The sequence below is a fragment of the Bacillus sp. J14TS2 genome (assembly GCF_018333015.1).
GTDB lineage: Bacteria > Bacillota > Bacilli > Bacillales > Bacillaceae_C > Lederbergia.
Map to the genome: position 1 here is coordinate 1 of NZ_BORE01000030.1, position 13,986 is coordinate 13,986.

Genomic DNA, 13,986 nt, shown 5'->3' on the forward strand with positions numbered 1-13,986 from the left:
GGGTTCTTGCCCCGGAGGGGCAAGAACCCCAAACACCTAATCCCTCCTACTTACAGAGGATATTCTACAAAAAGTGGCTCACTTTTGAAGTGATCGCTCTGGCTCAATTTAATATTGACAAAAACAATTGTTTAGCACCACTTTGAAAACCTTTTGCTGAAACCATTACCCCAACAGAATTAGGTATATCTTCCAAAATTCCTTTAAATGCTAACACTTTTTCTTTTGGGACTTTATTATCCCAGTTTTTGCATTCAAAAATTACTTTATGAGTAATACCATTCAAATCAAATTGGTAATATACATCTATATTATGTGACACTCCTGATTTTCCGACTATCTCTTCTTTATTTTTCACTTCAATTTCTTTATCAGAATGGTCTGACAGTACTTGATAAACATATTGAATCAAGGATTCTAGTCTATCTCCTTTAGTTCCGAACATATTTTACAGCCCCTAATTAGAATTGTATTTCCTTTAAAATATTGGCTGCCAACCAACATGTTGTCTTTTTATGTTTTATTTTAAACAATTACTGTATTTCTAATGAACCTATATCTATTTTTTAATTGTGTATCTACCACAAATATAGAAAATCTATCTCTCAAATTAATTACTTAGGTTTGTATTGACGTTGCTATAATCAATATTAACATCTTTAACAAATACTGAATATTGACTCTCCTCAGAGTTTATCTTTTCATCCAATAATTTAGTAGAGTTTGTCACCTTTACAGTCCTAACTATCGAATACGGGTTAACTTCATATACTTCACTTTTTTTATTCTCTTATTTTTTTAATATCTTTATTCACATAGTTATAATATCTATTAATACTCTCGATTACCTTATGATGAGTGTATAATCTCAGTTTTTCAACGAACGAGTTCATCATTATCTAAATCCTCTTCCTCGACTCATATGCCGGGTGGGTAATAGCCTTTCATCAATTTTTCCATCACCTCACCGGGTACATACATGTGAAAAAAACTAGCTATACGAATTTCCACTTCTATTGGAACCATTTAACTCCTCCTAATTCATAGAGCTCTCGTATAGAAACGTTTCCTTCTATCTTGATTTGTGGTAGGAGTCATGAATAATACGATGAAAATAGCCTCTGCGATCGTTTCATTTCCCTAATTTTAAATGACACCCACTTGAGGTGATTTGTGAATATAAAATAGTAGACGATTTATGAAGCTCCTCGTTAATTTCAGCAATTTTGCGGCTTCATCAGTTGATAGATCTATCATTAGCTATTCATCAAGTATCAGTGATTCGTCTCATATATTTTTTGCAATTCCGATAGCTCCGTCTACTGCTAATTCGCTAGTATACGATTAATATGAGCTCGTTCGTAACCATTTTGGTATATATCAACCATGTATGTGTCCTGATATTCAACCCAACTACAATTGTAAATCAAATTTCCGCCAAGCAGTAATACGAGGCATCTTCAGTTCTGATCAATAGCTAGAATTGGGCGACAAAATTCATAATATGATTCTTCTATGAATCAATGTTTTTGTAGACTGGCTGTTGCATTGTTTAAAACTCTTAATCATTCCATTCTTCTGAACCAAAAGTTTTAACCACTGTGACACCACTCAGGATATCCTACAAAAACGAATTCGCTATATCATATATATCCCCACTGCATACAGGAAGTAGTATTTGGCACATACTCTTCCGTTTCGTAATCCTTATGATTAGCCTTTTCTTCTGATCTTGGATCGATTCCAAAATCGCATTGTCTATACCCAATAGGCAACCTACTCAACTTCCGATCTTAAAATCAGAATACTTTTTCAAAAGCAAATTTCACTAAATATTCGCTTGTTAAAAAAACATCAATCAACCACCAACTCTTGCAACTTTTGCAACCTTGCATAATAACCCCTCTTATAATTAAGTTCTTCATGGGTGCCAATCTCAACCAATTTCCCTTTATCCATCACCATAATACAATCGGCCTCTCTAATAGTAGAAAGCCTATGGGCTACAACGACAATCGTTTTCTCTTCCTTTAAACTTTCGATTGTTTTTTGTATATATTGCTCAGAAATAGAATCAATGGAAGAAGTGATCTCATCAAACAGCATAATCGGTGCGTCCTTCAAAAGCGCCCGTGCAATGGATATTTTTTGGCGCTGGCCTCCCGACAGTTTCACACCTGATTCTCCAACTTGTGTACTAAAACCCTCACGAAAATCGGCAACAAACTCGATAACTCCGGCTTTTGAAGCCGCCTTGTATACTTCTTCCTCAGAAGCCTCTCTGCGTCCTAATGAGATATTTTCAAAAATGGTTCCTTCAAACAATGGACAATCCTGCGGAACATACGCAGTCATATTCCTTACCTCAACTGGGGAGATGGAGGAAACCTCTTTTCCTAACACGGTTAAACTTCCATTGTATTCATACAATCCCATCAGAAGCTTTAATAGTGTGCTTTTGCCACTCCCACTCTCCCCAACAACAGCAAGCATTTTTCCTCTTGGCAAGGTAAAAGATAACTTGTCTAATACCGTCTTATCATGATATCCAAATGTAAGCTGGTTACAGCTTACAGCATGATCCGTACTCAATACTGAATGAGTCCTTTCTTGTTTCAGTTCCTCTTGAGGCATGTCCACAAGCTCCAGCACACGAACTCCCCCCGTCAAGCTATTCTGCATATTAGCGACCATGAACCCTATGCTAGAGAGTGGAGTAACCAACATACTCCCCATGTTTTGTAGTATAGGAATCTGCTCAATCGATATAATATTATTCTTCCATAGAAGAAAACCTATTCCTATACTAAAAAGAACGACAAAGCTCGCTTGAACTTGACCTAACGTATTTTGCAATGTCGTTAGTTTGATTGCAGACATTTTCTTTTCTTGTAAAGTTTTGCAATCTGTTTCATATCGATCCAGCAAAATAGACTTTTCGTCATAAAAGCGTAATAACTTGGCATTGGAAAGCAAATCTGACATATTCATAACTGATTTAGCCACATGTTCTCTAGCGATTTTATATCTCACCCTAGCCGGAGCGATAAATTTGATATTGATCCATAACATAACCAAACCAAACAAAATTAGAGAAACACCACTAATCCAACTGACAAAAAAGACAGTTATTATTGAAGCTACAAGGGTAAAAACTAGCGATAAGCCAGTCTTAATTGTATTCTTGAAAACATCCGAGGAGGCATTGACATCACTGTCCAATCTTGTAAGTGTATCTCCTAAATGTTTGTTCAATATATGACTTAGTTTGGAATTTATAATACGGGTAAACGCTTTTAACCGAATGTTTTGTGTGGCAAACATAGCGTCTCTATTGCTAATTCCGTTTCCGACAGCAACAAATAGCAGTATCAGTAAATATAAAACTGCGTATAATATGATGTCAGATATAGCTTTTTGAAAAGTGCCAGTCGTTACAGCACCTAACACACGACCAAGTAGCAAGGCCATAATCATATTTTCGCAGTAGTTGGAAACGGCCACAACAATAGAACCGCTAAAATAGCTCCTTTTCCAAGGTAAAATGTAGCTAAATAATTTTTTCAACGCTTTCATTGAATTCATTATATTATTTTCGCCCCCTCCTTTAGTTCTTGGAGTTTAAGCATTTTTTTATATTGACCACCTTGTTTAACTAATTCATCATGGGTGCCGCATTGTACAATGTTCCCTTGATGAAGAACATAAATTTTGTCAGCATTTTTGATAGTAGCCAAGCGATGAGCAATCGTTAGTGTTGTTTTTCCCTGAGTCAACATACGAAGACATGCTTGAATCGATTCTTCTGAAACAGCATCCAATGCGGAAGTAGGTTCATCCAAAAGAATCAAGTCAGAATCCTTGAGCAATGCCCGCAAAATGGTAATTCTCTGCTTTTCTCCCCCGGACAGATGAATCCCATCTTCCCTCACATTCCTATCTAATCCATTCTCTCCTAATAAAGTCTCCAATCCTGCTTGCTTACATAACTCTTCTAACTTTTCATCCTTTATATTCATTTGGCTTGTTAATAGGTTATCTCGCAAAGTTCCCGGAAATATTTGGGTTTCCTGATTTACAAATGCTATATTACGCCGCATCGCTTCTTTATTCCAGTTTTCCAATGCATTTCCCATTACTTTAATACTCCCTCTATCAGGACTAACAAAACCACATATTAGTTTCAGCAACGTAGATTTTCCAGACCCGCTTGCTCCGACCAATGCAACTGTCTCACCTTCATATATTTCCAATGAAACACCATTTAATATATTTCTCTCTCCAGAGTAACCGAAATGCACATCATTCATTTTCACAATGAGAGAATCTTTTTTATTTCGTTCTATTTCATCACCGTTTTCTTCTTCAGGCAATTCTAAAAAACTATATATACGTTCACAAGCCACCTGTGCCTTCCTTAAATAAGCTACTATATCTGGAGCGCCCTGAAGCCAAGAAAAGAAACCGCTGCCTATTGCTACAAGAGAAAGCAATTCACCTTCTGTCAAGGTGCCTTTAGAAATCCTCCAAACTCCTAGAGCAATCATAACAATAAGAGGCAAAAATCCAATTGCTTTGCCTGCCGCAGCTACATATGCCAGTATCTTTTCATTTTTAATCGAAGCATCCGTTGTTTTTTGTATCGCTTGTTCATAATTATGTATAGTCTTATTCTCTAGTCGAAATGATTTTACCAAGGTAATAAAATGAAAACCTTCTTTTGCTTTCTGTTGAGATTTTGCCAATTGGTTTCTATAAACTCTTTCATTGGTACGTACTTTTTTGGTTAATAGAATACTAAATGGGAGAACAAATAAAGATATGGCTATAAACACAATTGTAATTTCACTATCTACAGACAACATAAATCCTGTTACCCCAATAAGTTGGACAAACAAAGTCGTTATCATCGAAAGACCATAGTAGGTAAAACCAGTTAGTGTGTCCAATTCTGATCCTAGATGAGAAATGATTTTTCCACTATCTTGAGATTCCAAGTAGGACATACTTAACTTTGTCGTCTTTTTACCGATAGCTAAACGTAATCTTATAAGAACTTCTTCAGACATCCGCCCTTTCGTATATGTTGATAACCCGTGAAACGGCGAAGCTAAAAAGCTAGCACTCAGCAATAGTACAAATGAGATCATGAAAGTTGCATTTTGATAAATAATATCATCTGCAACTTTTCCAATCATTTTTCTCATATAGAAATCCATAAGTAAATACACGATTGTGGCAAAAATACTTGTAAAATACCATATCCAACTCTTGAATACATCTTTCATAAGATAAAAAATATAGTTTGTCTTATTATTAAGAAAGTTCAATGACATCGCCTCTGTCCATTGTCATAAATTCATAAGTTGCAAAGGCATTTGCCTCAAAAATACGAAAACTGAGCTTTATTCCCTTTTTCGGAACAATATTTAAGAATTTCCAATTCAATTGAATATCTAATTTATCATTACTTTTTTCTTTGATTATCTTTGCAACACATAATTCAGGGATAAATACGTTTTCGCCGAGACAACTTGATTTTTGATAATCTATTACTTGCACCTTGTCATTTTCAACATTCACATATATAGATTCTAAAAAATGATCATTTGGTTCTTGGAAGAAAAACAAAATACAAAAGCCTTCTTGCTCAAGAAATCCATGTCTCTTTTTTGTATTAACAATTCGTTCTAAATCTAATTTGAGCAAGCGGATTAACAAATACTCTTCGTCCCATGATATCTCTAAAGTGCATGGATAAGTTAGAAAATCCTCTCCCCGTAAATAGTTGATAATGTTATACTCTACGGAAAGGCTTCCTGGAACGTGAGGAACATTAAGTGCAACTGTGTGTTCTGAATTACTTTTTAATAAGTCCAGAAATTCCTGATCTATCTCACCATGAACCAATTTATTAGTGTTAATGGAAGCGAAATCTTTCATCATTCTTCTAGCAAAATCCGCATTCTCCGAAATAACATTTTCAAAACTATATTCTATTGGTATGTATACGATTTCATTAAATACATCTTCAACACAATGAAGTGCAAAATTAACATCATCCAAAATTCCCCAATCAAATGCTCTCCTATATACTTTATTATAATCTATCACATCTTGCTTAATTAGAATATAAAGGGTAAGTTCATGTAACAACCCAATATTAATCGCAGGATTTCCTTTTTTATACCAAATGTACTCTCTAAAATCATTGAAATAATGTGTAGTAAAGTGCTGAAGTAAATTAATTAAAAAATCGTTAACATCTAATTTCATTATCTCTAAATCATTTAAGGTATGAATTTCAGCCCTAGCAAATAATTCATCAGGATTTATAGTGGAATAGTCACTCTCTCCAAAATCAAACCGAACCTTATGGTATGGGCACCTATGGAGTTCTATACAAATTCTCTGGCCATTAGAAAATTCCTTAACTAATGGCTCCATATGATGATTACCATAAGCAAGAAATGGATCACGGTCTACAGAAGATTCAGTTACTTTTACTCCTTCAAGTTCTAATAAGTATCCTATATCACCAAGTAATTTACAGGCAAGTTTCATATCATCTGGATGAATGTATAAATCGATATCATGGCTATGTCTACTATAAATATCCTGAAAAAGTTCATCGGCCAAAATAAAACCTTTTAATAGGATCATTCTAACACCAGCTGAGTAAAAAATACTTTGAATATTTTTAAGTTCATCAAGCAAAAGTGGATTTACATTAAGATTTTTATTCAAATAACTTTTATACATGCTGTGTATTTCTTCGTCTACATCAAAATAATTATAAAAGTTTAAAAGCCGCTTATTCTTTTTTACACTTTCCAATAAATCAATTTCATTTTTTTTACAAAAACTATAAAAACAATTACTTATATTTTCCAAATGACTCATATAGGTACCTCTTTCTTTAAGATATTTACGCAAGGTTCATGGAATAACGAAGCGTTAAGAGATAATGACAGTAACAGCTTAGAGCTTCTCCCTAATTTAGGTCTCTTTTTAAACATCCGAAACATTCGTTCATAGTATACAAAATGCTTTAGTATGACTAAAGAAAGCAGAAACTTATACATATTGATTCCATTAAAAATCTCATTAATTGTTGTGCTTATTTATAAGATTTGCTTCCAACATCTTCTCCCCTTCCCGGGGTCTATTCGAAAACAAATCCTAGATGTCTGTAATTTTTGAAATGTTGTAAGGTAATTTGACATAGAGGTAGATAATCATAGAAGAACTAGAGTTATAGTCTGATAAGTATTCGCCTTAAGTAGCGTACTTTTAGAATAGAATACTTTCCCTTTTTTTACAACTCTTATTTGTTGAGTAAGATATTACACATCAAATTTCTTCCTCACGCATATATTGCATCATTTTTCCGTTAGGATGAGGTCGAATCAAATAATTTTAAGTTTACGAATAAGCAAAAATCAAAAAAAGGCTGGTTGTGGGTAGTTTTCCTGCTATCCATTCTATAGGGTACATTTTATTGAATGCGGAAAATAGCCGAAAACCCTTATGTTTACTAGGTTTTTGGCTATTTTTGTCTTATGACAGATTTATCATAAGACTATTGCTATAGCTAAAGAGTATTACGAAAAGTATTTATCTAATTCTACTGTATGCAACCATTTATCATCTTTGTAGACACGCATACAACCTGATGAAATTTCATCTATCAGCGCCACTTTACCATTGATTCTACCAAATTCTAATTTTATATCATAGAGGGTCAATCCTTTGGCAATCAAATCTTCACGGATTAAGGTAGTTATCTGTTTGGTAAGGGTTCGCACATCTTCGTATTCAGATTTACTCATAATACCTAACATATCAAGAGTATCTGAAGTAACCATAGGGTCTCCGCCCGCGTCATCTTTAAGACTAGCTTCAATTAAGAAATCTAAGTCCTTTCCTTCTGCACAATAATCACCATATCGACGTATGAAGCTACCTGTGGCCTTGAGCCTACAGATTATTTCTAATCCTTTACCGAAAAAGGTAGCTGGACTAACCGTCATAGTTGCTGCACCCAAATCACTATCGATATAATGCGTTAAAATACCAGCGGACTTTATTTTTTCAAAATAATATTTTGTTATATTCAAAGATGCCAGACCTAACCCATCAATAATTGCACCGACCTTGTTTCCGCCTGGGTCGAGCTGCCCGTCCTCGTCAACAGTTGCGTTATCTTTGAATTGTAGCAGTATGTTACCATTTTCCAAAGTGTAAACATCTTTAGTTTTTCCTTTTACTAACAATTTCATTTAATTATCCTCCTCTATATAATGTAATTAGAGCTACTTGACACATTTGCATGTGCTACAAAAATTTAGTTCATATTCTAAACTACATTCAGTCTGATTTCTTATTTCCAATCTTGACTTATTTGTTTGAAGATTCGTTTCCTATTAACAGATTTATACGTAAATTCTATAGGCACAATGGTAAAAAAATGAAATTATCTATTAACTTTTTAATAGCTAAACATGATTTATTTTCTTAATCGTATACTTTTTTTAGCGATTTTACAATAACACTATTATAATTGTTATCACAATACTAAACACCCATCTAACGCATTTTCAACCCAACGGTTACATTACTACTTCTAAACCGTTTTCATTGCTACTATTATTAGTCTAGATCCAACACCATTAATGCCTTTTCAACAATATTTTGATGTATACTCGAAATATCATTATTACCATTAAATATATAAACATTTTTTTCATTATTCAGCAAGTCTGAGTATCTTTTATATACGAGTTCATGAAATTTAAGACTCTTTTTTTCAATACGATCTTGAGTACCCTGATTTGATAATCTTCTTTTACATTCGTCAGGTAAAGTGTTCATATAAAATACAAAGTTTGGCGTTCTTTCTTCGCAGATATTTCCTCGTATGTAATTAATTAACTCTATATCCTTATCATTAATCCCCTGCATCGCAAGAATCGATAGGAACAATCTGTCAACTAGTATAACATCATATTTATTTTCATCTAATACAATTTCTTCAAAGAATGCTTGCCTTGTTGCGCATAAAATTAAAATTTCAGTTTTATTACCTAAAGTATTATTTATAAAAATATCTCTTAATAATTTTCCAGCCTGACTATCAAAAATATGTTTATACAAGGTTTTTACTCCATTTTTATTTAAGTAATCTTTCAACATTTTGGCCTGTGTCGTTTTACCACTACCGTCAATCCCTTCGAAAACTATCCATATAGGTTTCTTCATTATATATAACCACCTTATATATTCTTTTTACAAATCCTAATGAACAACTATATCGAATGTGTATCCCACTATATCTGGCAGAAAAAACTAACAGAATTAGATACACAATGCAGATTAGATTGCAAATGTATACCATAATCAATTTACAAGCTTAATAAGACATTCATTATAGATTTGTTCTGTCTGAATTACAATGTTTTTTGGAATTTTATCAAATTGGAATTTATCATTTATTTTATTATTTAAAAGCCAATCACGTATCAATTGTTTATCATATGATTTTGGAGAAATTCCAATTTCGTAATCAGAAATGTCCCAAAATCTACTTGAATCTGGAGTAAATATTTCATCAGCTAAAACTAATTGTTTTTGTCTATTTAGTCCAAACTCTAACTTCGTGTCCGCTATAATCAGTCCTTTTGACAAGGCATATTTACTACACTCCTCATATAAATTTAAACAAACTTCAATGATTTGTTTTGTCAACTCAATACCTATATGAGATTCAACGAATTTAATATCAACATTTTCATCATGCCCACCACATTTTGTAGTGGGAGTAATAATCGGAACTTTAAGCTTTTGTGCTAATTTATAATCACCTGATAAAATATTACCACAAAGTCCATCTCCTTTTTTATAGGCTTTCCACATTCTGCCAAACATATATCCACGTACAATAAATTCAAAAGGTAGAATATCCAACTTTTCAACGATTATTGACCTGTCTTTAAATGATTCATTTTGAAAAAAATCCGGCATATTTTCAATCTTGTCATCGACTAGATGATTAATAACAATATTTTTTGTTTTATTAAACCAAAAATTAGATATAGTGTTTAATATTTTACCTTTATTTTTAATTTGAATGGGTAGCAGGCTACCACATGCAGATATTCTATCTGTTTTTACAATAACAAAATGTTCAGACGAAATATCATAAATTTCATGTACATTTCCTATGTGTATAGGTTTCATAAATGCATCCTTCCTTTCGCTATTTTACTCTTATTATATTTCATTTTTTTTATACTCATCTCTATGGGTTGCTTAAAGACTTTTCTTGTTTATATCCGGTTTTTACAATCTGATATAAACAAGAAGCAAATAATCACATTAAAAGTAAATTTTCTTCAAGCCACCGTGCAACACCGTCATTATCGCAATCACTGCAAATAAACTTTGAAGCAGACTTACATTCATCTATTGCATTACTCATCGCCACACCTATTCCACATCCTTGCAACATTTTAATGTCATTATAATTGTCGCCAAAAGCAATTACTTCAGATAAAAGTATGTTAAAATATTTTGCTATCATTTTTATGCCATCAAGCTTTGTTGCATCCTTTGGGTTGATATCATACAAATCACTTTCGTTGTGTCTTATAAACGAAAATTCTGGATATCGCGCAGATATTGATTTCATAAATAAATCATCGTTCGTACGACATGAACAATGCAAGAGTTTATCATCTAATGGGTACTGAAAATCAACGCAGATTCGTCCTTCTTCTTGGATATTTGCATAACGTTTATTTATTGATCGTGCCGACACACTTTTAATAGATTTGTGTGCCGCAAGCTCTACAAGTAACTTTGAACCTTGCGGTTCAGGTAAATAATTGCTTTGCAGCAACTACATACCCGCAAATACCAAACACCCTCCAGTAACAATATCAGCATCCGGATTTAACACATCTCGAAATCTTTGTGAGCTTTCATAGCTACGTGCTGTAGCAAAAGCAATAAGCACATTACTCTCGCGGATACGACGAAATACATCAACAGTATAATCACTAATAGATTTATCGCGCCTCAACAAGGTATCGTCAAGGTCGGTAACAATTAGTTTAATTGTGTTCATTAATACCCCCCAAAATTTAAATCTACAACACCATTACAAAAATCAGCGTATATGATCTGTTATTGAGTAATTATTCTTAATTAATGTTGGCATCCCTAGATTAATATAGTTATGATAGTTTGCAAATGTAGCCTTTAATAAATCGGAATCATCAAGCGCACTCTTTGCTATCTGTCCAACATCACTTCCGGGAATTTTTCTCATGAACTCTAGCCCCTCAAACATCTCTTCATAATCTTTTGTAAAATCAAGGATTCCTTCATGTATCCACTTATTAACACTTAAATTATTATACTCGACTTCACCATGCTCAAAAATGATTGATCCATTTTTATCCTTATCTAGCTTGACAATAGAAGGATCTGGAGAAGCAGAAAATAATTCAAAAAATAGTGGTGAAAATTTGTATTTTGAAATATCATACATCAAATTTGTATTATTATTAGGCGAGAACATATATGTTGAAATATCATTATTCATTAGATGCGGAGGACAAGCTTGCATAAAGCGTGGCATTATACCGGCCATTAATGGAAGCACTTTACAGCCAGGAACCCATTCATTCTCAATTGCGTGTTTAAGCACCATCAGGTTCGATCCGCTGTACCCTGTATCCACTATAGCAATATTTCTATATTCCCCAATCAGATTTTTAAAATAAGATTTTGCTGCCTGCCGCTCATTTGACAAACCTGAAATAATTTCATCTATATTGTCGATTGCGAATTTAATAAATCTGTCAAAATTATTGATGTTATCTGTTTGTGTTCCTATTTTCATATTGTAATTCAACGAATATTTATGTAATTTATATTCCTCTATTTCCTCAATTCCAAGATACTTAAGCATATCGTATACTGTAGTAACAAAATTTTTCTTTCTTCTGGAGTACAAAATATTACTGATAAAGTAAAAGGGGAATAAATGCGCACATGATCTTGCTGCAACGCTGCGGGACCACATAGCATATTCAACAGGAAAACCTTTGTATAAAGATTTAAAAACCTCGATAAGTGAATACCCATCACGTGCAAGAAAAAGTACTTTATCAATATTTCTAAACTTACATATATCAAAAATCCAACTTGCATAACCTATACAGTACATGCCTCCATAATAATATCCGTAGTTGTAACCCAGGTTGTTATTATTATTTTCTTCAAGTCTTTGCTTCCTCTTGATTATGCCGTTATAAGCGGATCCTATCAATGGTGACATGCCATTATTACTTTGGTTCATTATTGGCATGGTGTACATCAATTCACTTGAATCGTCATAACATATGCAGGATTCGCCAAATAAACCAGTTCCAATCTCGCGGTTTTCTTTCCTGCAAATATAAATGGTGCTTTTCTTATTAACAGTGGTTGAAGCGCTTACTTTTTGTGTGTTTAAATTCAATATTTCTAAATTACTCGAAGTTATTCCCAGTTCTTTAATTAACTTTAATAGCCAAGAATCGGGATATATTGTATCGTTAATTATAACTTTCTTCACGCTGTCAGGTATGGTTTCATTAATGATATATCTAACTTCATTGTTAATATATATGAACCTTTCTAGTAAATCCATCTCTTTAAGAGCAGACTCATTTGGCTTTAGATTGATATACTTACTCATTTCCTTATAAACATCATATATATCAAATACCTTGTTAATATTCTTCAAATTATCCTGGGAATTTCTCCGTATTTTCGAAAAATCAGGGTCATCATAATAAATTGAAACTAACATGTAGAATTCGATTGAATCTTCAAAAATATTATACATTAGCAAGTTAAATGAATCAAAAATTACTGTTTCACTTTTATAAAACATCTCAGTGGAAATCTTATTTTCAAAACAAAATCGATTATACATTTCTAACCACCTCCCAGTATATTATCGTAATTTCCTATTTTTTCGTATATGCAAGTGATTTTTTGCATATTATCTTATACTTTCCATAAATGAAATAGTTTTTGAAAGGCCATCATCGGAAAATATATCTGCATTTAAGTAATATACAATATTATTTGAACATAGACTGTTCAGCATCTTACTTATTTTATTCATCTGTTCACCAAACTTAAATGGGTCTAAACCAAAGTAATCCACAAAATCTTCTTTCATTTCCCAATTACTAATTGATTCAGTAAACCACTGTAGGTTAGACAAAGCATAATTAGTAGGAATTTTTTTGATTATAGTTTTGCCATCTGTTCTATAATTCACCCAAAAAATCCCTCCGATAGGCATCCATTCATTACAAACATTTTTTTCTTGCAAATGATTCATCGGGACATATATATCTTGACCGTTATCTCTAACACGTACGTTAGATTTTATACCATAAACAAAGTTATCATTGATAAGTAAATGTGTATTTGCCATAAAGGAAGCCCCGTTTTTGCACAATGCGTTTATAATTTCAGTTTTCCCACTACCACCGCGTCCTAAAAACAAAAATGATTTCCCTTTATAAGAAATGGCTCCACCTTTAATATGAAGCATATCCTTTTTAATTGCATGTAATGTAAGCACATACTTTATCACGTAGCACCATATAATTTTCCCAGGGTCATGATGAGAAATGGCAATATTATTTTCATCAATATATTTCAGATTAGCAGGCAAACCAAAATGATGCCCCCTATATAAGCCTTGTCGCATAGCATTTTCACGGTATGTTTTAGGATTATTAAATATACTATCATTTTCACGACAAATATAAACATTTACGATTGGTTTAGCTGGATCCCGTGTTTCACAAGTATATACCATTTTTGCATCCCATTTTGAATGCGAATGTATTTTTAGAATAATTATCCCTAAATCACACCACACCACGTTATTGAACTCATTAATCTTCATTTCTT

General features: G+C 33.0%; 11 protein-coding genes. All 11 read right to left on the minus strand.

The window, feature by feature from the left end; translation table 11 throughout:
* Window positions 1–103: 103 nt before the first annotated feature.
* On the minus strand, window positions 104–445 hold the full coding sequence (locus KI375_RS26065; RefSeq protein WP_212976286.1) for a restriction endonuclease: 342 nt from the start codon (window positions 443–445) through the stop codon (window positions 104–106).
* A gap of 1,409 nt (window positions 446–1,854) precedes the next feature.
* The gene (locus tag KI375_RS26070) at window positions 1,855–3,585 is read right to left on the minus strand and encodes an ABC transporter ATP-binding protein (RefSeq protein WP_212976287.1); all 1,731 of its coding nucleotides are present in this window, start codon (window positions 3,583–3,585) and stop codon (window positions 1,855–1,857) included.
* Entirely contained in the window at window positions 3,585–5,330 is a 1,746-nt protein-coding gene (locus KI375_RS26075) for an ABC transporter ATP-binding protein (RefSeq protein WP_212976288.1), read from the minus strand. Before KI375_RS26075 ends, KI375_RS26070 begins: the two co-directional genes overlap by 1 nt.
* The gene (locus KI375_RS26080) at window positions 5,317–6,903 is read right to left on the minus strand and encodes a nucleotidyltransferase family protein (RefSeq protein WP_212976289.1); all 1,587 of its coding nucleotides are present in this window, start codon (window positions 6,901–6,903) and stop codon (window positions 5,317–5,319) included. Before KI375_RS26080 ends, KI375_RS26075 begins: the two co-directional genes overlap by 14 nt.
* A 701-nt stretch (window positions 6,904–7,604) precedes the next feature.
* The gene (locus tag KI375_RS26085; protein WP_212976290.1) at window positions 7,605–8,282 is read right to left on the minus strand and encodes a phosphoribosylaminoimidazolesuccinocarboxamide synthase; all 678 of its coding nucleotides are present in this window, start codon (window positions 8,280–8,282) and stop codon (window positions 7,605–7,607) included.
* Window positions 8,283–8,652: 370 nt separating this feature from the next.
* Entirely contained in the window at window positions 8,653–9,261 is a 609-nt protein-coding gene (gene tmk / locus KI375_RS26090) for a dTMP kinase (protein ID WP_212976291.1), read from the minus strand.
* Window positions 9,262–9,399: 138 nt separating this feature from the next.
* Window positions 9,400–10,239 carry a phosphoribosylaminoimidazolesuccinocarboxamide synthase gene (locus tag KI375_RS26095; RefSeq protein WP_212976292.1) on the minus strand — a complete coding sequence of 280 codons (840 nt, stop codon included), beginning with the start codon at window positions 10,237–10,239 and terminating at the stop codon, window positions 9,400–9,402.
* 133 nt (window positions 10,240–10,372) lie between these two features.
* A complete protein-coding gene (locus KI375_RS26100; protein WP_212976293.1) occupies window positions 10,373–10,900 on the minus strand; it encodes an HAD family hydrolase in 528 nt (175 codons plus the stop codon).
* Window positions 10,901–11,128, minus strand: a complete 228-nt coding sequence (locus KI375_RS26105) for an HAD family hydrolase (protein WP_212976294.1) — start codon at window positions 11,126–11,128, stop codon at window positions 10,901–10,903.
* Window positions 11,129–11,170: 42 nt separating this feature from the next.
* A complete protein-coding gene (locus KI375_RS26110) occupies window positions 11,171–12,988 on the minus strand; it encodes a hypothetical protein (protein ID WP_212976295.1) in 1,818 nt (605 codons plus the stop codon).
* A 69-nt stretch (window positions 12,989–13,057) separates the two neighbouring features.
* The gene (locus KI375_RS26115; protein WP_212976296.1) at window positions 13,058–13,981 is read right to left on the minus strand and encodes a hypothetical protein; all 924 of its coding nucleotides are present in this window, start codon (window positions 13,979–13,981) and stop codon (window positions 13,058–13,060) included.
* Window positions 13,982–13,986: the final 5 nt, after the last annotated feature.

Coding starts and splice junctions, on each gene's coding strand:
- KI375_RS26065 (WP_212976286.1), bottom strand. CDS start 445: ATGTTCGGAACTAAAGGAGATAGACTAGAATCCTTGATTCAATATGTT.
- KI375_RS26070 (WP_212976287.1), bottom strand. CDS start 3,585: ATGAATTCAATGAAAGCGTTGAAAAAATTATTTAGCTACATTTTACCT.
- KI375_RS26080 (WP_212976289.1), bottom strand. CDS start 6,903: ATGAGTCATTTGGAAAATATAAGTAATTGTTTTTATAGTTTTTGTAAA.
- KI375_RS26085 (WP_212976290.1), bottom strand. CDS start 8,282: ATGAAATTGTTAGTAAAAGGAAAAACTAAAGATGTTTACACTTTGGAA.
- tmk (WP_212976291.1), bottom strand. CDS start 9,261: ATGAAGAAACCTATATGGATAGTTTTCGAAGGGATTGACGGTAGTGGT.
- KI375_RS26095 (WP_212976292.1), bottom strand. CDS start 10,239: ATGAAACCTATACACATAGGAAATGTACATGAAATTTATGATATTTCG.
- KI375_RS26105 (WP_212976294.1), bottom strand. CDS start 11,128: ATGAACACAATTAAACTAATTGTTACCGACCTTGACGATACCTTGTTG.
- KI375_RS26110 (WP_212976295.1), bottom strand. CDS start 12,988: ATGTATAATCGATTTTGTTTTGAAAATAAGATTTCCACTGAGATGTTT.
- KI375_RS26115 (WP_212976296.1), bottom strand. CDS start 13,981: ATGAAGATTAATGAGTTCAATAACGTGGTGTGGTGTGATTTAGGGATA.